The sequence below is a fragment of the Gordonia polyisoprenivorans genome (assembly GCF_017654315.1).
Lineage (GTDB): Bacteria > Actinomycetota > Actinomycetes > Mycobacteriales > Mycobacteriaceae > Gordonia > Gordonia polyisoprenivorans_A.
The window spans coordinates 3,270,195-3,289,886 of record NZ_CP072203.1; the positions used below are offsets into that span (position 1 = coordinate 3,270,195).

14 protein-coding genes are annotated in these 19,692 nt (G+C 68.6%); 8 read left to right on the forward strand and 6 right to left on the reverse strand.

Annotation, left to right across the window (positions count from 1 at the left end; translation table 11 throughout):
- Positions 1–22 precede the first annotated feature (22 nt).
- Together J6U32_RS14780 and nrdR are read left to right on the forward strand one after the other, a co-directional pair.
- Positions 23–619: a LysM peptidoglycan-binding domain-containing protein gene (locus J6U32_RS14780; RefSeq protein WP_208791008.1), complete on the forward strand. Its 597-nt coding sequence runs from the start codon at positions 23–25 to the stop codon at positions 617–619.
- A gap of 58 nt (positions 620–677) precedes the next feature.
- Complete coding sequence (nrdR, locus tag J6U32_RS14785; protein ID WP_208791009.1) at positions 678–1,184, forward strand: transcriptional regulator NrdR; 507 nt, start codon at positions 678–680, stop codon at positions 1,182–1,184.
- Here nrdR and hrpA read toward each other — a convergent pair.
- Entirely contained in the window at positions 1,158–5,165 is a 4,008-nt protein-coding gene (gene hrpA / locus J6U32_RS14790) for an ATP-dependent RNA helicase HrpA (protein ID WP_208791010.1), read from the reverse strand. The genes nrdR and hrpA overlap by 27 nt on opposite strands.
- 105 nt (positions 5,166–5,270) lie before the next feature.
- Here hrpA and J6U32_RS14795 point away from each other — a divergent pair, with 105 nt between their 5' ends.
- Positions 5,271–6,500: an aspartate aminotransferase family protein gene (locus tag J6U32_RS14795; protein WP_208791011.1), complete on the forward strand. Its 1,230-nt coding sequence runs from the start codon at positions 5,271–5,273 to the stop codon at positions 6,498–6,500.
- 128 nt (positions 6,501–6,628) lie between these two features.
- On the opposite strand, the gene J6U32_RS14800 is transcribed toward J6U32_RS14795, so the two are convergent.
- Positions 6,629–7,162, reverse strand: a complete 534-nt coding sequence (locus J6U32_RS14800; protein ID WP_006371162.1) for an alkyl hydroperoxide reductase — start codon at positions 7,160–7,162, stop codon at positions 6,629–6,631.
- An 11-nt stretch (positions 7,163–7,173) separates the two neighbouring features.
- Positions 7,174–7,761: a peroxiredoxin gene (locus J6U32_RS14805; protein ID WP_208791012.1), complete on the reverse strand. Its 588-nt coding sequence runs from the start codon at positions 7,759–7,761 to the stop codon at positions 7,174–7,176.
- 143 nt (positions 7,762–7,904) lie between these two features.
- Here J6U32_RS14805 and J6U32_RS14810 point away from each other — a divergent pair, with 143 nt between their 5' ends.
- Entirely contained in the window at positions 7,905–8,855 is a 951-nt protein-coding gene (locus J6U32_RS14810; RefSeq protein ID WP_208791013.1) for a hydrogen peroxide-inducible genes activator, read from the forward strand.
- A 30-nt stretch (positions 8,856–8,885) separates the two neighbouring features.
- Here J6U32_RS14810 and J6U32_RS14815 read toward each other — a convergent pair whose 3' ends face one another.
- Together J6U32_RS14815 and J6U32_RS14820 are read right to left on the reverse strand one after the other, a co-directional pair.
- A complete protein-coding gene (locus J6U32_RS14815; RefSeq protein ID WP_425324134.1) occupies positions 8,886–11,030 on the reverse strand; it encodes a DEAD/DEAH box helicase in 2,145 nt (714 codons plus the stop codon).
- A 44-nt stretch (positions 11,031–11,074) separates the two neighbouring features.
- On the reverse strand, positions 11,075–12,133 hold the full coding sequence (locus J6U32_RS14820) for a PAC2 family protein (protein ID WP_208791014.1): 1,059 nt from the start codon (positions 12,131–12,133) through the stop codon (positions 11,075–11,077).
- Positions 12,134–12,527: 394 nt separating this feature from the next.
- Here J6U32_RS14820 and J6U32_RS14825 point away from each other — a divergent pair, with 394 nt between their 5' ends.
- Positions 12,528–13,118, forward strand: coding sequence for a hypothetical protein (locus tag J6U32_RS14825; protein WP_244331983.1), 591 nt, complete (start codon positions 12,528–12,530; stop codon positions 13,116–13,118).
- Between the two features lie 148 nt (positions 13,119–13,266).
- Positions 13,267–14,523, forward strand: coding sequence for a DUF4192 domain-containing protein (locus tag J6U32_RS14830; RefSeq protein WP_208791015.1), 1,257 nt, complete (start codon positions 13,267–13,269; stop codon positions 14,521–14,523).
- Positions 14,524–14,607: 84 nt separating this feature from the next.
- On the opposite strand, the gene J6U32_RS14835 is transcribed toward J6U32_RS14830, so the two are convergent.
- Complete coding sequence (locus J6U32_RS14835) at positions 14,608–15,291, reverse strand: metal-dependent transcriptional regulator (protein WP_208796141.1); 684 nt, start codon at positions 15,289–15,291, stop codon at positions 14,608–14,610.
- Positions 15,292–15,485: 194 nt separating this feature from the next.
- Here J6U32_RS14835 and J6U32_RS14840 point away from each other — a divergent pair, with 194 nt between their 5' ends.
- Both J6U32_RS14840 and J6U32_RS14845 read left to right on the forward strand, forming a co-directional pair.
- Positions 15,486–16,730 (forward strand): acetoin utilization protein AcuC, encoded by a 1,245-nt coding sequence (locus J6U32_RS14840; RefSeq protein WP_208791016.1) that lies wholly within the window; start codon positions 15,486–15,488, stop codon positions 16,728–16,730.
- A 46-nt stretch (positions 16,731–16,776) separates the two neighbouring features.
- Positions 16,777–19,689 (forward strand): bifunctional GNAT family N-acetyltransferase/acetate--CoA ligase family protein, encoded by a 2,913-nt coding sequence (locus J6U32_RS14845; protein ID WP_244332963.1) that lies wholly within the window; start codon positions 16,777–16,779, stop codon positions 19,687–19,689.
- Positions 19,690–19,692 lie beyond the last annotated feature (3 nt).

The following is a 19,692-nucleotide window of genomic DNA, read 5'->3' on the forward strand; positions in this document are numbered from 1 at the left end:
ATGATCGAGACAGGGAGACACCATGCCGACCGTACTTCTGCCCACCACGCCGGGCGCCGACGACCTGCAGGTTCGGTCCCGGCGGACGGCCCACCACACCGCCGCCCGCCGCGGGACATCGATTTCGGCCCGCGCGACCGTCGAACACCGCGTGCTCAAACACCGGTCGTCGGAGCGCAGTCTCCCGGAACGGCGCACGCTCGAGCGCGAGCCGGCACGCAGGCGACCGGCGTACGCGGGCCCGGCCCGGCCCGGTGTACGCCGCGCTCCGCTGGTTGCGGGTACCCGCTGTTCCTCGCCGGTCGGCCCGCGTGTCACCGCGCATCGCACCGCCCGTCGGAGCGGTGCGATGGTGGCTGTGCTTACCGGCGTCGCCCTGGCGCTGCTGGTCTGGCTGGTGGCCGTGGCCGGCAGCGATTACCAGCAGTCGACCACCCCGACGCCCACGGCGACCGAGGTCGTGCACGTGCGAGCGGGGGAGTCGTTGAACTCCGTCGCGGCGCGGGTGGCCCCCGATCTCCCGCGGCAGGCCGTCATCGAGGAGATCACGAAGATGAACGAGATGACGGGCAGCGGGCTGCAGGTCGGGCAGGCGCTGCTCGTGCCTGCCTACCGGTGACGTCACGGCCGGACGATCACACGGTAATTCCGCCGCTGTGGGGCGGTATTGTCGGTGTATGCGCTGCCCGTTCTGCAGGAATGATGACACCAAGGTCATCGACTCCCGAGTTGCCGACGAGGGGCAGGCGATCCGCCGTCGCCGCTCCTGCAGCGCATGCGGTCGCCGGTTCTCGACGGTGGAGACCGCCGTCCTCGCCGTCGTCAAACGCAACGGCGTCACCGAGCCGTTCAGCCGGGAGAAAGTGATGCGTGGGGTCCGGCGCGCGTGTCAGGGCCGCCAGGTCGACGAGGACGATCTCGCGCAACTCGCCCAGCAGGTCGAGGAGACCGTCCGGGCCTCCGGGGTGGCCGAGATCCCCAGCAACGAAGTCGGATTGGCAATCCTCAAACCTTTACGCGACCTCGATGAGGTCGCCTACCTGCGATTCGCGTCGGTATACCGCTCCTTCGATTCCCTCGAGGATTTCCAGCGCGAGATCGACGACCTGCAGGGCAATCTGACCCACGACCGGACCACTCCTGCGTCCGGCGCAGTCTCAGCCGAGTCCGTCCAGAGTCCGTAGCGCCCGCTTTTCCGAGACCGGGTACCGCGTGCCCAGTCGCTGCGCGAACAGACCGACCCGCAACTCCTCGACCAGCCAGTGCGCCTGGTCGTTGACCGCATCCCGCCTGCCGTCGGGCACTTGCGCGAGCCGCTGATTCCAGCGCTCCACCACCCGATCCAGCGCCTGCATCCCGGCGCGATCCCGCGCGGCAGATGCGGGCAGATGCTCCAGCCGTTCACGCGCGGCGTGGAGATAGCGGGGCACCTGCGCCAGATACTCACGTGGGGTGGCGGCGACGAAGCCGTCGAACACCAGATGGTCGAGCTGTTCGGCGACGTCGTCGGCGGCGAGTTGTCCCGAATGGGTGTCGATCACCCCGCGCAATGCCACCAATTCCCGCAGCACGTCGACCGCGAGGCGCAGATACTCCGGAGCGGCATCGGTCACCGCTGGTCGCAACCGCTGAGCGAGCGCGGCGAACGCCTGGGGGGAACGTACGGTACGCAGCTCGTCGGCGTCCACGAGATCACGGATCGCTCGGCGTGTGCAATCGCCGAACAACCGCGCCGACTCCCGATAGGGACTCTGGCTCAACGCGATTCGACCAGCGGGGTCGAGTCCGGCGGCAGCCTTCGGGCTCAGTGAGGGAATCGCGTTCTCCAGCAACACGATCACCCCGGCCGCCAGGGCGTTGGTGGCCTCGGCCGTCGTCGCCGCCCGGGCCACCGTGACCCCGTCGGCGTGGCCGGTGCGGCGGGTCACGTGCAGAGTCGGGTATCGGGTGATCGTCTGGCCGGCGACGTCGGCGGACTCGCTCGACGGGAGTGTTCCGATGCCCTCGTCGGTCCACGTGGTGTACACCGGCGTGGCCGTGTGCGTGGCGGCGGCGGGTGTCGGTTCCGAGAGCTCGGCGAACGATGAAGTACGGGTGAGGATCTCGCCCTCGTCGTCGATGACAGCGAAGTGGATCCGCAGATGCGCCGGCAGTCGGTCGGGGTCGAAGTCGGTAGGGGAGACCGAGCGACGGGTGATGGTCGACAACTCCCGTGCGAGACCGCGGATCAGCGGCTCCGAGCGCGGGGTCAGCCGTGACAGCGCCAGATCGGCGAAACGTTGGGCCGGTGCCATCGTCTTGCGCAGCGATTTGGGCAGGGTCTTGACGAGTTCGGTCGCCAACTCCGAGCGCATCCCCGGGACCAGCCAGTCGAAGCCGGCGTTGCGTACGTGGGGCAGAAGATCTTTCGGGATGACCACGGTGACGCCGTCGTCGGCCGCGCCGGGCTCGAATCGATACCGCAACTCCAGGCGGGTCTGGCCCTGCTGCCAGACACCCGGATAGTCGGTGTCGGCGACGGCCACGTCGGCCGCCACATCGGCCGCGGTGAGGTCGAGGAGATCCGGTTGCGCCGACCGCGCCTTCTTCCACCACGAGTCGAAGTGCCGCGCCGAGGTCACCTCGGCGGGGATGCGCTGATCGTAGAACTCGAAGAGTTGCTCCTCGGAGATCACCACATCGCGCCGCCGGGCACGGTGCTCGACATCGGCGGCGTCGCTGAGCAGTTGCCGATTGCGGTGGAAGAACTCGTGATCGGTCTTCCAGTCGCCCTCGACCAGCGCGTGCCGGAGGAACAACTCGCGGGAGACCTCGGGGTCGATGGGGCCATAGGTGACCCGGCGTCGTGCGACGAGAGTGACCCCGTAGAGGGTGACGCGCTCGTAGGCCATCGCCGCACCGCGCCGCGACGACCAGTGCGGCTCGCTGTAGGTGCGTTTGACCAGATCGCCGGCCAACCGTTCCACCCACAACGGGTCCACCCCGGCCACGGTGTGCGCGAAAAGCCGGGACGTCTCGATGATCTCGGCGGCCATCAGGAACGAGGGCGGTTTCTTGGCGACCGACGACCCGGGGAAGATCATCAGCGTGGTGTTGCGGGCTCCGGTGTACTCGCGGCCCTCGGCATTGCGGGCGGCGATGTTGCCGAGTAGCCCCGCGAGGATCGCGCGATGGATCGCATCGGCATCGATCTCGGTGCGTGGAGTCTCCCAGTCGAGGTCGGTGACGATGCCGCGCAACTGCCGATGCAGGTCCTGCCATTCCCGGATTCGCAGATAATGCAGGAATTCTCGTTCGCACATCCGCCGGAACTGGTTGCCCGACAGCTCCGTGCGCTTCTCCTGCAGATAGGCCCACAGGGTGGGGTAGGCGAGGAAATCCGAGCCCGGGACCGCAAAGCGACGGTGTGCGGCGTCGGCGGCCTCCCGGTGCTCGGCCGGTCGCTCACGGACATCGGGCAACGACAATGCCGCAGCAATGACCAGGACGTGCTCCAGACATCCCTCGTCGCGGGCGCCGACGAGCATGCGGGCGATCCGCGGATCGACCGGTATGCGTGCCATGGTCGCGCCGACCGGCGTCAGCCGGGGCGCCGTGCCCGAGTCCGATCGGGCTGTGCCGGAGTCCGATCGCGCTGTGCCGCGCGACTTCTGGCCGCCGGTGGTGATCGCGCCGAGTTCGCTCAGAACGGCCATGCCGTCGCGGATCGCGCGGGCGTCGGGTGGCTGCACGAACGGGAAGTCGGCGATGTCGCCGAGGCGCAGCGCCGTCATCTGCAGGATCACCGACGCCAGGTTGGTGCGTAGGATCTCCGGATCGGTGAAGGCGGGGCGCGCGTCGAAGTCGGTCTCGGAGTACAGCCGGATGCACACGCCGGGCGCGACGCGACCACACCGCCCGGCACGTTGGCGGGCGCTGGCCTGCGAGATGGGTTCGATCGGGAGCCGGAGCACCTTGGTGCGGGTCGAATACCGGGAGATGCGGGCGGTCCCCGAATCGATGACGTACCGGATCCCCGGCACCGTCAGCGATGTCTCGGCCACGTTGGTGGCCAACACGATTCGACGTCCGTCCGACGGTGAGAACACCTTCTGCTGATCGGCGATGGACAACCGCGCGAACAGCGGGACCACCTCGGCGCCCGCGGCGACACGACGCGACAGCGTCGCCGCAGCCTCTCTGATGTCGCGTTCGGTGGGCAGGAACACCAGGATGTCCCCCCGACCGTGTGCGCCCCACAATTCGCCGATCGCGGCGTCGATCCCCTCGAACAGGTCGAGATCGGCGTGCTCACCGCCACCGGTGTCGTCGCCGGAGTCCGGATTCTCCCGCAGCGTGAGCGGGCGATAGCGCACCTCGACCGGATAGGTGCGCCCCGACACCTCGAGGATCGGCACCTCGGTGTCCGCGGTGGCGAAATGCCGTGCGAAGCGCCCGGGTTCGATGGTCGCCGAGGTGATGATGACCTTCAGGTCGGGGCGACGGGGCAGCAGGCGGCGCAGATAACCGAGGATGAAGTCGATGTTGAGGCTGCGTTCATGGGCCTCGTCGACGATGATCGTGTCGTAGTGCCGCAGCATCGGGTCCGAGGAGATCTCCCGCAGCAGGATGCCGTCGGTCATCACCTTGACGAGCGTGTCGGCTCCGGAGCGATCGGAGAACCGCACGGAATAGCCGATGGCCTCACCGATGTGGGTGCCCGTCTCGTCGGCGATCCGGCGTGCCACCGAACTGGCCGCGATGCGGCGCGGTTGCGTGTGCCCGATCGCTCCCCGCACACCACGACCGAGTTCCAGGCAGATCTTGGGTAACTGGGTGGTCTTACCCGACCCGGTCTCCCCGGCGACGACGACCACCTGATGCTCGGCGATCGCCGCGGCGATCTCGTCGCGGGCCGACGAGACGGGAAGCTCCGGTGGATATTCGAGGACCGGGACCGCTGCACGTCTGGCGGCGATCCGCTTCTCGGCGCCCTCGATCGCACGGAGCAGGCCGTGCAGGCGTTCGGGCGAGGGAGTTGCGCCGCGTTTGTCGAGACCGAGTTTGTCCAGCCTGCGGCGCAACGAGTGCTCGTCGACGATGCTCAGCCGAGCGATGCGCTCGCGCAGTTCGTGACGATCGACGCCCTCCGGGTGAGTGGTGGAGCGGGCAGGGGAGGAGGACATGATGCCTTCCAGGATATGGGGTCGGGCGGGAGTGGGCCGGATCGCACCGGCTCTTGCCCGCCCCCGCGACTCGCGTGGCCGGAGCCGACCGGCATCATGGTGACCATGGCTGGTTCGCTGTGGCATGGCTTCGCCGACATGGGTTCGGTGAGCACCAACGGTCCGTTCGTCGTCACCCGCGGCGAGGGTGCGCGCATCTGGGATGCGCAGGGCAACTCCTATCTCGACGCCACGGCGGGACTGTGGTTCACCAACGTCGGTCACGGGCGCACCGAGATCGCCGACGCGGTGCGTGCACAGTTGGCGACGCTGGCCCACTACTCCGGGTTCGGTGATCTCACCGCCGATGTCACCGACACCCTCGCCGATCGGCTCGCGGCGCTGGCACCGGTGCCCGGCAGCAAGATCTTCTTCACCTCCGGCGGCAGCGATTCCGTCGACACCGCGGCCAAGCTGGCACGTCGGTATTGGACCGAGGTCGGCAAGCCGGAGAAGACCTTGCTCGTCGGTCGCACCAAGGCCTATCACGGCATGCATGTCGCGGGTACCTCGCTGGCCGGGATCCCGGCCAACCACGACGGCTATGGGCAACTCATGCCCGACGCGGAGTCGGTCGGCTGGGACGACGCCAAGAGTCTGCTCGGGCTCATCGAACGGGTCGGCGCCGATCGGGTGGCCGCCTTCTTCTGCGAACCGATCATCGGTGCGGGCGGGGTGTATCTGCCGCCCGAGGGCTATCTCGCCGAGGTGCGCCAGATCTGCCGCGACCATGACGTCCTGTTCGTCGCCGACGAGGTGGTCACCGGTTTCGGCCGCATCGGCGGCGACAGCTGGTTCGCGTCGTCGCGGTTCGACCTGCAGCCGGATCTGATGACCACCGCCAAGGGACTGACGTCGGGGTACGTACCGATGGGCGCGGTGTTCGTCGCGCCGCGGATCGCCGAGCCGTTCTACGCCGGCGGCGTCTGGTGGCGGCACGGCTACACCTACGGCGGTCACGCCGGTGCCGCGGCTGCGGCGATGGCCAACCTCGACATCATCGAACGTGAGGGATTGCTCGCCGAGGCGACCCGTCTGGAGACCGATCTGGCGACGGCGCTGAGCCCGCTCGCCGATCTCGACGCCGTGAGCGAGGTCCGCACCGGGTTGGGAGCGGTCAGCGCCGTCCAGCTCGCCGATCCCGCGCGCGCCCAGGACGCGGTGGCGGCCATGCGCCGTCACGGGGTCAGCGGACGCGCCGCCGGACAGGGTGCCCTGCAGATCTCCCCGGCCTTCGTGATGAGCACGGCAGAGGTCGGCGATCTCGCGAGCCGCATCGGTGATGCCCTGAGCTGAGTCTCAGCGCACACGTCGCACCGCGCAGTTCGGAGCGCGCACGCCGTCGACGACTCGGGCCCGGTGCCTGCTCTCACGCAGACACCGGGCCCGACATCGTCTGTCACAGTGGGGCTGTCACAAGCCGATCAGACGCCGCTGAGCACCTCGGTGGTGGCGATCGCCTGGCCGACACCGGCCACGATCGAGGCGACCTTGAGTGCTTCGAAGATCGCCTCGCGGTCGACGCCCGCCTCGCGCAGGGTGGCCTCGTGCGCGCCCACGCAGTGCTCGCAGCCGTTGATCGAGCTGACCGCGAACGACCACAACTCGAAGTTGGCCTTGTCGACGCCGGGATTGCCGATGATGTTCATCCGCAGACCGGGACGAAGGTCGTCGTACTTGCCGCCGAGGAATCCACGACCGCGGTAGAAGACGTTGTTCATCCCCATGATCGACGCGGCGCCCAGGGCGGCGTTGTAGGCCTCCGCGGACAGCGTGTCGGCGGCCTCCTCACCGATCTCGGCCAACACCTTGGCATTTCGCGTCGCGGCGGCGGTCGCGAGCAGGGTGCCCCACAGCTGCTCCTCGTTCAGTGCCGTGGTGCGGCTGATCGAACCGAGGTTGAGCTTGAGGTCCTTGGCGTACTCGGGGAGGGCTTCTTTGAGGTTGTCGATGCTCATGCGTGCTCCTCTCAGACGCTGGCGGTCAGCAGTTCGCCTGCGTTGATGGTGGGGTCACCCTTGCGCCAGTTGCATGCGCACAGTTCGTCGGACTGCAGGGCGTCGAGGACGCGGAGCACCTCGTCGACGTTACGGCCCACCGAACCCGCGGTGACCGAGACGAACTGGATCTCGTTGTTCGGATCGACGATGAAGGTGGCGCGGTCGGCAACGCCATCGGCGTTGAGAACACCTGCCGCGGTGGTCAGTTCGCGCTTGAGGTCGCTCAGCATCGGGAAGGGCAGGGTCTTGAGGTCCTCGTGCTGGGCGCGCCACTGGAAGTGGACGAACTCGTTGTCCACCGAGGCGCCGAGCACCTGCGCGTCACGGTCGGCGAACTCGTCGTTGAGCTTGCCGAAGGCGGCGATCTCGGTCGGGCACACGAAGGTGAAGTCCTTCGGCCAGAAGAAGACGATCCGCCACTTGCCGGGATGATCGTCGCTGGAGATCTGGGTGAAGTAATCGTCGGGCTGCTGGGCGTCGACCTTCGACAGGTCGCCGCCGATCACAGCGGTGAGGTTGTAGGCGGGGAACTGATCGCCGATCGTGAGCAGAGCCATGGTGTGCAATCTCTCCTTCTTGTCGCGCGGGCGCCGGCGATCCGGACGGATCGGCACGGCAGTACCGATAATGCTTCGCACCGACCATTGTGCTCGGGAATCGGTGAAAGCGAAACGTGATGATTAGCACTACACTGATAGGCATGACCGATAAAACTTATCAGCCGTCGCTGGCCGGTCTGCGAGCCTTCGTCACGCTCGCACGAAAGCGCCATTTTGGTTCGGCAGCAAACGAATTGGGGATCAGCCAGCCGTCGTTGTCCCAGGCGCTGGCCGCGCTGGAGGCGGGTCTCGAACGTAAACTCATCGAGCGCACCACCCGGCGTGTCTTCTTGACGCCGGAGGGGCAGACCCTGCTCCCCAAGGCGATCGCGGTGACCGACGCCGCCGACGACTTCCTGTCCGCGGCGGCCGGTGCCGACGATCCGCTCTCCGGTGCGGTACGCCTCGGGGTGATCCCCACGGTCGCGCCCTACATCCTGCCGCGGATGCTGCGGGGGTTGCCGGCCCGAGTACCCGACCTCGAACTGCGGGTGGTCGAGGATCAGACCGCGCGTCTGCTCACCGCGTTGCGCGAGGGCTCGCTGGACGTGGCGGTCCTGGCCCTGCCCGCAGACGCCGCCGGCATCGCCGAGATCCCGATGTATGACGAGGATTTCGTGCTCGCCCTGCCCGTCGGCCATGCACTCGCCGGCCGCAAAAGCGTCGACCCGAGCACCCTCGCCGACCTTCCGCTGCTGTTGCTCGACGAGGGGCATTGCCTGCGTGATCAGGCCCTCGAGGTATGTCGGCTGGCCGGGGTCTCGCCCGACCTCGGGCACACCCGCGCGGCGTCGCTGGCCACCGCGGTGCAATGTGTCGAGGGCGGGCTGGGTGTCACGTTGATCCCCGAGACCGCGATCGAATCGGAAACGGCGGCAGGCGAACTGGCAATCGCGCGGTTCATCGCCCCACGACCGGGACGGCGGATCGGGTTGGTCTATCGGGCGTCGTCGGGCCGCGACGAACCGTATCGGCGGCTGGCCGCGGTGATCGCCGGACTGGTCGAGGAGATCGCGCCGGTGCGGATCTGCGCGCCTGCGGTCGCCGTCTGAAAGAGGCTGCGCTCACGCCTGGTTCGTCGGTCAGGCCTGCGTCGTCGCCACGGCCTGGGCGAGCTCTTCCCATTCGTCGAGCAGGCTGGAGTCGACGTCGCGGATCATCGCACCGACGCGATCGGTGATGTCCTCGATCTCCTCGGTCGCCACGGCGAGCGGAAGTCCTTGTCGCAAGGCGCGATAGCAGTCCGAGAGATAGCGCAGCACGATGCCCTCGCTGCGGGCGAGCCCATAGGCGGAGATCAGCTCGGTGAAGGTCATCGCCCGTTCGAGCATCTCGCGCAGAACCGACTTCGGCTTCGGGGGGAACGACGACACCCACGGATGGCCCCGCCGATAGACGTCGAAGGCATAGGCGATCTCCTCGGCGAGGGGCCGGGGCCAGGTGATCTCCTCCAACCGTGACATCCGCTCCTCGTACTCGATGCCGTCGGCTTTCATCTCCGCGATCGCGGCGTCGCGGGCGAGTTTGCGTTGCGCGAGCAACAACGGACGCGGATCCTCGAGTGTCGACTCGAGGATCGAGACCACGTCGAGGGCGTAGGTCGTCGAGTCCGGGTCGAGGAGTTCGAAGGCGGCGAGCGCGAACGAGGACAACGGATTGGTCAGGGCGAAGTTCTCCGGCATGTCCACCGACAGCGCCACGTGTCTGCCGTCGGCGTCGGGCCGGTCGAGTTGGACGACGATGCCGGCGTTGCGCAGATCGCGGTAGAGCGCGATGGTGTGCCGGATGTGGCGAAGCTGCCGGTCGCGCGGCTCGTGGTTGTCCTCGAGGAGGTGGCGCGTGGCCGCGAAGCAGTCACCGGGCCGGCCGAGGACCTCCATGAGCATCGCGGTGGTCATCTGGAAATGGGAGCGCAGCGGCTCGTCGGGGGCCTCGGCGAGTTGCAGGAAGGTCTTCTCGCCCCAGGAGACGAATCCCTCCGGTGGCTTCTTGCGGACGATCTTGCGGAGTTTCTTCGGGTCGTCGCCGGCCTTGCCGACCGCCCGCGCGTTCTCCACGTCGTGTTCGGGCGCCTGGGCGACCACGTAACCGATCGTGTCGAATCCGGCGCGGCCGGCGCGTCCGGCGATCTGGTGGAACTCCCTGGCCCGCAATCGTCGTACCCGGGTGCCGTCGTACTTGCTGAGGCCGGCGAACAGCACGGTCCGGATCGGGACGTTGATTCCGACCCCGAGTGTGTCGGTGCCCGCCACGACCTTGAGGAGACCGCGCTGGGCCAGACGTTCGACGAGACGCCGGTATCTGGGCAGCATGCCCGCGTGATGCACCCCGATCCCGGCCCGCAACAGCTTGGACAGGGTGGAGCCGAAGCCGGTGGAGAACCGGAAATCGCCGATGGCGTCCGCGATCTCGGCGCGTTCGGACTTGTCGCAGATCCGCGCCGACAACAGTGCCTGCGCCCGCTCGACCGCAGCGGCCTGGGTGAAGTGCACGACGTAGATCGGGGCCCGGCCGCGGTCGATGAGGTCCTCGATGGTCTCGTGGATCGGCGTCATCGCATACGCGTACTCCAGCGGCACCGGGCGCTGGGTCCCGGTGATGGCGACCGTGTCCCGCCCGGTCCGGCGGCGCAGGTCGTCGACGAAGAAGGTGACGTCGCCCAGCGTCGCCGACATCAGCAGGAACTGCGTGTGGGGGAGTTCGATGATCGGAACCTGCCACGCCCAGCCCCGGTCGCGTTCGCCGTAGAAGTGGAACTCGTCGGCGACGAGCACCCCGATGTCGCTGTCGGGGCCGTCGCGCAGCGCGAGATTGGCGACGATTTCGGCGGTCGCGCAGATGATGGGGGCGTCGGCGTTGACCGCGGCGTCGCCGGTCAGCAACCCGACGTTCTCGGCGCCGAACTGCTCGCACAGGTCGAAGAACTTCTCGCTCACCAGAGCCTTGATCGGGGCGGTGTAGAAGGCGCGCCGACCGCGGCAGCGGGCGAAGTGGATCGCGCCGGAGGCCACCAGCGACTTCCCCGACCCGGTCGGTGTGGCGAGGATGACGTTGTTGTCCGACACCAACTCGAGCAGGGCGTCCTCCTGATGCGGGTAGAACGCGATGCCGCGTCCCGCCCACCAGTTGGTGAACTCCTCGAAGGCGGTGTCCTCATCGGCGGTGGGGGACAGAGGGGCCGGGGTCGGGGGTGCAGGGGTCAGCGGTGCAGAGGACGGTGAGGACACATCCGGGTCGCCGATCCGGGCGGCGTCGCCCGGATCGGGTCGGCTCAGATCGGAAATGGCCGACCACCGCTGCCGTCGTCGGGATCCTCACCGTTGCCGTGCTGATCGCCGCTGCCGTACGGATTACCGTCGTCCGGCTGATCGTCGCCACCCTGATGCAGGTCCGCGAGGAAGCGTTCGAGCTCGGCGCCGAGTTCGTCGCCACTGGGTAGGGATTCCTCGGTGGCCAGCAGCGACGCCCGTTCGGTCTGTGCCTGCTGGAATGCGTCGTATTGCTGCTCGAGCGCCGTCACCACCGTCTCGATCTCGGCGTTGCCCGAGACCTCGGTGTCGACTTGCTCACGAACCTTCTCCGCGGCCGTGTCGAGCGCGGCGACCGGCAGATCGAGGCCGGTGATCGCCGTCACCGCCGACAACAGCCGCGACGCGGCAGCGGGGTAGTCGGTCTGCGACAGATAATGCGGAACGTGCACCGACAGGCCCGAGGCCCGGCGACCACCCTGCCCCAGCCGCAGTTCGAGCAGCATCGAGGCGCTGGCCGGCAGTTTCATCGCGGTACCCCATCGTGGCAGGTCGCCGAGGATGTCGGGATCGCTGCCGTGGGCGGTGATCGAGGCCGGTCGGGTGTGTGGAACGGCCATCGGGATCGCGTTGAGCCCGACGACGTCGGTGACGCCGAAACGGTCGGCCAATCGCCGCACGGCCTCGGTGAACTTCTCCCACCGCAAGTCCGGCTCCGAGCCGGACAGCAGCAGGAACGGGCGGTCGTTGGCGTCGCGCACGGCATGCAGGGTCAGCGTCGGCATCGCCACACCGGTGAAGGTCTCCCCGCTGAAATCGACCATCGGGCGACGAGAGCGGTAATCCATCAGCTCATCGGTGTCGAAGGTCGCCACCAAATCGGACTCCAGGCTGTTGCGCAGATGAGCTGCCGCCAGAGCCACCGCATGACCTGCGTCGGCGAACCCGTCGAGAGCGTGGATCAGTACCGGACCCGTGTCATGGCGTCCCATGGCGGGCGCGGGAAAGGCCAGCTCGTACAGCGAGCCCTCACCGCGCGAGGCATCGTCGCGCGAGCCGTCATCGGCGGTCCGCTCGTCCATGTCAATCCTCCTCGATGTGGCCCGTCGCCCCAGGTGAGCGTGGGCAGGAACCACAATTGTCTCGCATATGCGCCGCCGCAGACCAATTCCGCAGCTCGGCGCCGTATCGCAGACGGTTCTCGCACCGTCTCGGCCACTACAACCATCGCCATCCGGCGGCGATTCCCGCCGGAAGGTGCGCCGCACCCCGCGCGCCGAGTGGCACAGTGATCCCCATGATGACGATTCCTCTGACGACCCATCGCGGGAACCCATGACGCCCCTGCGTGCCCCGACGCCGAGACCCCCGGGTCGAGCGCGCCCCCGATCACTGAACCGGTATACCCGTGTGCCCGGTCGGACGCCCCGCCTGCTGGGTATGTCACTGTGTGCGGTAGTGCTGCTCGCCGGCTGTATGACCGATGGTCAGGCGGTGGGCAATTCGGCGGCCGATCTCTCGGCTCGCGCGGTACTCCCCGCCGACTTCCCGGTCCCGGGTGCCACGCGGGTTCCCGACACGGCGGTGCCGTTCGCCCTGGCCGGAGTCAGTGGTAACGATCCGGCCGTGGCCTACCCGGCCGACTGTGCACCCCCGGCTCCGTCGGCCGCAGGCGCCGTCGTCACCTCGGTGATCGTGGCCGCGGGATCCACGTCCTACACCTCGGCGATCGCCCGCGTGCACGACGGGCTCGCCGCACTGCTCGCACAGGCCGGTCGATGCCCGGAGACCCGGACCGGTGGGCAGCAGGCCGGCAGCATCGTGGCGACCCGCATCCAACCGGCCCCGCCGGCACCTACCGGCGTCGGTACCGCCGCCCTGCACCGCACCGTGTTCACCGGCGACATCACCCATTCCGACGCCACGAGCAGTCTGACGTTGCTCGGACAACGCGGCGACGTCCGCGTGTACGCGCAGTACCGATGGCCCGGTGCGGGCGCCATCGACCCGACGGCCGCCCAGAATCTCGACGCGCTGTTCACCACAGCGGTGGCTGCTGCCTTCTGACCGGAGTGCGTGACCGGAGTGCGTGCAGACCGGAGTCCTGACGGATGTTCGTGTCGGCGGCTGTGGACGAGTGTCGATCGGGGGATTGCCGGTCCGGCACGGTCCCGACCGACGCGGACGGGGCAGGACCGGCGACCACGATCAGCGCATGACGCCACACACACCTCCCTCGCCCATCGATGCGACCACCTTGCTCAGCGCGGTCCCCGCGCTGCTCGGATTCATCCCGACCCGCTCGCTGATCGTCGTCGTCCTCAGGTCCCCGAACAATGTGCGGGTCGCGATGCGCTTCGACCTGTCGCTGACGCCCGACGGGTGTGCCGCCGACGAACTCCTCGTCGTCGCCGAGAGTCTCGGGCACATCGTGCGCCGACACGGAGGGGGACCGGTGGTCGCGGTGATCGCCGACGACCGATATTCGCCCCACGATGACCGTTACCGCCGGGTGTTCTCCCTGGCCGACGACTGCCTCACCGAATCCGGCGGTCTCGCACAGGGTTTCGTTGTCACCGCCTTCGAGCGGCACGCGCCGTGGCAACTGATCTGGAGACGCGGTACCGGCCCCACGGCAGCCGGCGTGGGCGGCCGACCGGCCGGCGGCACCATGGCCGATCCCTACACCTCGCCGACCGCCGTCGCCGAGGCGGTGTCGACGGGTCGACGGATACTCGGCGATCGCGGTGAGATCGCCGCGATGCTCACCCCGCTGCCGCACTGTGACTCCCCGAACTGTGACTTCCCGAGCAGCGACTTCCCGAGCAGCGACTTCCCGAGCAGCGACTCCCCGAGCGGTGATTCCCCGATCGTCACCGAATTCATTGCGGGACAACCGGTTTCGGCGCGACCCGAGCTGCGGTTGGCGCCACCGCGAGGCGAGCGGTCGAGCCGTCCGGCTCTTGTTGGCATCGAACCCCACGGTGGCATCGAACCCCGCGGTGACATCGAACCCCGGGATGGGCGAAACGCCGAACTGCTACGGGCCGTTCTTCATGCGATGCAGGCGCCGGGCGTGCCGGACTGCGCGACCATGACGTTGCTGCACCGCGCGATCACCACGCTTCCGGTCCGCGACGCCGCACTCGCCTGCGCGGTCACCGATCTGAGAGCCGATGCGGAAAACCTGTGGCGAACTCTCACGCGCCGCTTGCGCGGTACCGGGCGTGCCAGCGCCGCAACGCTTCTCGCGCATCTTCACTACATCGGCGGCGAGGGGGCGTTCGCGGGTGTCGCACTCGACTGCGCCCTGGCGGCCGACCCCGGGTGGAAGCTGGCGACTCTGCTCGACCAGGCGCTGCGCGGCGGTGCGACACCCTCGATCCTCTGGGACATGATCGACGAGTCCTACGGCATCGCCACCGATCTCGGGGTGGTGATCCCGCGAGCCACGCTTCGTGCCGTCGGCTGACCGGCCGGGCCCGCCGAACCGTGACCCAACGGTGTGGCCCGAATGGCGAGGTGGTGCGCGTCGCGGTCGGTCAGGGAATCTCGCTCAGACCTTCTCGACGAAGATCGAGTGTGCCATCTCCGCAGAGAGGACCAGGCCCTCGTGGCCCGGGGTGTCGACCTCGACGCGCTGCGGGCTGCAGGTCACCGTCACGCGGGCGTTGGGGACGATGCCGGCCTCGCGGAGGTCGGAGATCAGCTCGCGATCGGACTGGGCGTGCTCGGCGACGCGGCGAACGATCACCGCGACCGGATCGCCCTGCGGGAGATCGGAGAGCCGGGTGGCGGCGTCGATGGTGGTCGTGGCCTCCGCGCCGAGCGCCTCGAGCCCGGGGATCGGGTTCCCGTACGGCGAGGTGGTGGGGTTGTCGAGAACGGCCAGCAGGCGTCGTTCGACGTTCTCGCTCATCACGTGCTCCCAGCGGCAGGCCTCATCGTGAACCTGATCCCAGGGCATCCCGATGACGTCGACGAGAAGTCGCTCCGCCAACCGATGCTTGCGCATGACGGCGATCGCGAGACCGCGGCCCTTGTCGGTCAGCTCGAGGTGACGGTCGCCCGCGACCCGCAAGAGCCCGTCGCGTTCCATGCGCGCCACCGTCTGTGACACCGTCGGTCCGCTTTGATCGAGACGCTCGGCGATACGAGCACGCAGTGGGACGATCCCCTCTTCTTCGAGGTCGTAGATCGTCCGCAGGTACATCTCGGTGGTATCAACCAGATCGTTCACTGTCCGCAGTCCCTTCGTCGTCACCAAGGGTACCTTGACCAGCACCGGCATCGGTCGATGTCGTCGTGGCCCCCGGCACATCCGCGTGGCGCCAACGGGTCCTCGGTGTGAGCAACGTCGCCCGCGCGCCGATCCGCACCGGGCGGGCCTCGGACCCACTAGCCTGAATCCGTGCCGAGTCAGTGGAGTCCTCGATGAGTGCAGCGGTGATCTGGAGTGAGGACTTCCTGTCCTACCGATGGGCGCATTCCCATCCGATGAACCCCGTGCGTCTGGCGCTGACGATGTCGTTGGCACGCAGTCTCGGGGTACTCGACGACGTCGACCTCGCCGACCCGCTGCAGATCGACGACGACGCGCTGATCCCGGTGCACTCCCGCGACTACATCGACGCCGTGCGGGCCGTCGGATCGGGCACCGCGTCGTTGTCCGGGCCGCTGCTGGCGCGGCTGTTCGGGCTCGGGGACGCCGACAACCCGGTCTTCGACGGCATGCACGAAGCCGCTCGTCTGCTCGTCGGGGGGACGCTGGCCGCCGCGCAGGCCGTCGCGTCGGGATCGGTGCGCCGGGCAGTCAACATCGGCGGCGGCATGCACCATGCCATGCGGTCCCGCGCCGCGGGATTCTGCATCTACAACGACTGCTCGGTCGCCATCCGGTGGTTGCTCGACCACGGCTACGACCGCATCGCCTACATCGACATCGACGCCCATCACGGTGACGGGGTGCAGGCCGAGTTCGTCGCCGACCCACGGGTCATGACCATCTCCCTCCATCAGCATCCGGCCACCCTGTGGCCCGGCACCGGTTGGCCGACCGAGATCGGCGAGGACGACGCGCACGGCACCGCGGTGAATCTCCCGTTCATGCCGAATACCCCGGATCGATTGTGGCTGAGGGGTTTTCATGCGGTGGTGCCGTCGATGATCGCCGAGTTCGCGCCACAGATCCTGATCAGCCAATGCGGCGCGGACAGCCACCGCGCCGACCCGCTGACCGATCTGGCATTGACCGTCGACGGGCAGCGCGCGGCGATGATCGCGATGCGTGACCTCGCTGAAAAGTACTGTGAGGGACGGTGGATCGCGGTCGGTGGCGGGGGATACGGCGTGGTCAACGTGGTGCCGCGCAGTTGGACGCACCTCCTCGGTGTGGTCCTCGACCGCGACATTCCCGTCGAGACCACCATCGGTGAGCAGTGGTGCGAGACCGCCACCGAGGTGGCAGGCACGATCTACTCGGAGTATTCGGCCGCACCGGTCGGCACCATGAGCGACGACGGCGACGTCGGCTATGTCGCCTGGGACGGCGACGCCGGTCAGGAAGCACCGCCCGGTATCGACGAGTCGGCGCTGCGACAGACCGATCGCGCCATCATGGCCACTCGCAAGGCGGTGTTCCCGCTGCACGGACTCGACCCGGAGGATCCGCGTGACTGAGCAACCCACCTCCGACGGCGCAGCGCAGGCGGATGCCGATGCCGAGATGAGCGCGGGATCGCGCACCGTGGAGGGCCCGGTCCCGCGTGGGCCCTGGGATTACCCGCGGCACTGGATCGCCGATGTCCTGGCCTCGGACGGCGGCGTCGTTCATCTGCGGCCGATCGTCCCCGATGACGCCGATCGCGTGGTCCGGTTCCATGCCGGGCTGAGTGAGCGCACCCGCTACATGCGCTACTTCGGCCCCACCCCGACGCTGCCGCCGCGCGAGGTGGTGCGGATGACCACGGTCGATCACCAGCAGCGGGTGGCGCTGGTTGCCGTGCTCGGTGGTGAATTCATCGCGATCGGCATCTACGAGGGCCTCGCCGCCGACGGCAAACCCGAGTCGGCCGAGGTCGCCTTCGTCGTCGCCGACGCGCATCAGGGGCGCGGGCTGGGACCGATCCTTCTCGAACACCTCGCCGGCGCCGCCGCGGAGAACGGATTCACCCGTTTCGAGGCGGAGGTGCTCAGCGAGAACCCGAACATGGTCGCGGTGTTCCGCGACGCCGGCTACCAGATCTCGAGAGCCTTCGACGGCGCGACGGTCCACGTCGAGTTCACCATCGATCCGACCGAGGCGTTGCTGTCGGTGCGCAACGCCCGCGAACGCGCCTCCGAGGCGCGCAGCGTCGCCAATCTGTTGCGGCCCATGTCGGTGGCGGTGATCGGTGCATCGACCGATCCGAAGAAGGTCGGCAATGCCCTCTTGGCCAACATCATCGCCGGCGGATTCGCCGGACCGGTGTTCCCGGTCAACGGGCCCGGACATCGCGGCGAAGACCCCGACGAGCAGGCGCACGCCGGCGGTGCGACCGGTCACGGCGCGGTGAGCCATCAGGTGGCACACGGCAATCCGCGTCTGCGTGACCGTGAGCGTCCGCCGTCGGTGCGGGGTATCCGTGCCTACGAGACGGTGCGCGACATCCCGGATCCCGTGGATCTGGCGGTCGTGGCCGTGCCCGCCGCAGTCGTCGACGACGTCCTCGACGACTGCCTCGTCAAGGGCGTACGCACCCTGGTCATCGTGTCGTCGGGGTTCGGTGAGGCCGGTGAGGAAGGTCTGGCGAGTGAGCGCCGCCTGCTCGAGCAGGTCCGCGAACACGGCATGCGTCTGGTCGGACCCAACGCCCTCGGCGTCGCCAACAACGACCCACAGGTCGCGCTCAATGCGACTCTGGCACCCCGTATCCCCGCGGCCGGGCGGGTCGGCTTCTTCTGCCAGTCCGGTGCGCTCGGCATCGCCATCCTCGACACCGCCGCACGGCGGCAGATCGGTTTGTCGACCTTTGTCTCGGCGGGTAACCGCGCCGACGTCTCCGGCAACGACCTGTTGCAGTACTGGGACACCGACACCGCCACCGATGTGGTGCTGCTGTATCTGGAGAGTTTCGGTAACCCGCGGAAGTTCTCGCGCATCGCGCGCCGCGTCTCGCGAACCAAGCCGATCGTGGCGGTCAAATCCGGCAAGGGGGCGCTCACCGCGGTGCGCGCCGCCCGGTCGGCCGCGGCCACCCTTGACGACCGCATCGCGCAGATGGTGCTCGAGCAGGCCGGAGTGATCCAGGTCGACACCATCCCGGAATTGTTCGACTGCGCAACGATATTCGCCTACCAGCCGCTGCCCCGAGGGCCGCGCACCCGGATCATCGGCAACTCCTCGGTACTCGGCAGCCTCGCCGCCGACACCGCCCGCAACGGTGGTCTGGAGGTGATCGGCACCGTCGACATCGGGGCCGGCGCGTCGGAGGAGGAGTTCGAGTCGGCAGTGGCTGCGGCGATGGCCGACGACCAGGTCGACGCGATCATCGTGGTGTTCGTGCCGCCGGTGGCGGTCGACGCCGACTGGCACGCGCGCGCACTGATGGCCGCGGCCAACACCCCCGACGCCGATGCGGCCAAGCCTATCGTGACGACGTTCCTGGCGGTCGAGGGCATCCCGCCCGGGCTCATGCGTCCCGGCCCGAACGGTCTGCCCGAGCGAGGATCGATACCGTCCTACGGCAGCCCCGAACGCGCGGCGTCCGCACTGGCCAACGCGTGGCAGTACGCCCGGTGGCGCGCCCAACCCGAGCCGACCGTGATCCGGCCCGCCCACATCGATCCCGAAGCCGCCCGCATGTTCGTCCGCGAAGAGATGGCGGGCCTCGAGACCGCGCAGGAGGAGCGCGCCTCGTCCGACGACCGCGCGCCCGCCGACCACGTTGCCGACGACCGCGCACCCGACCTCGGCGACGAGCCGGCCGGTCGGCTGCTGAACGAGGTCGCCGCGGCTCGGCTGCTGACCTGGTACGGCATCGATGTCGTGGCATTCCGCGAGGTCCGGACGATGCACGAGGCCAGCGCCGCCGCACGCGAACTGGGTTTCCCGGTGGCGGTCAAGGCCACCTCGCCGGGCTGGCGCGGCCGTCTCGACCGCGAGGGTGCGCGGCTGGATCTCCCCGATCCCACCGCGGTGGTGACGGCATTCGCCGAACTGACCGAACTGACCGGCGACGGCGTCCTGCACGTGCAGAAGATGGCGCCCAAGGGGGTGGGGACGGTCATCACCATGCGCGACGACCCCTCGTTCGGGCCGCTGATCTCATTTGGCTTGTCCGGCAGCACCTTCGAACTTCTCGGCGACCGTGCGTACCGGGCGGTGCCATTGTCGGATCGGGACGCCGCCGATCTGATCGATGCGCCTCGCTCGGCGCCGCTGCTCGACGGCTTCCGTGGTGAGCGCCCCGCCGACAAGGCCGCTCTGGTGGAGATCCTGCAACGTATTTCGACTCTCGTCGAGGACATCCCGGAGATCCGGGAGGTCACCTGTGATCCGATCCTGGTCTCACCCGACGGCGCGGCGATCCTCAACGCCCGGATACGCATCGGTCCGGTGCCCTCGAGGAGGGACACCGGACCGAGGAGGCTCAGCTAGACC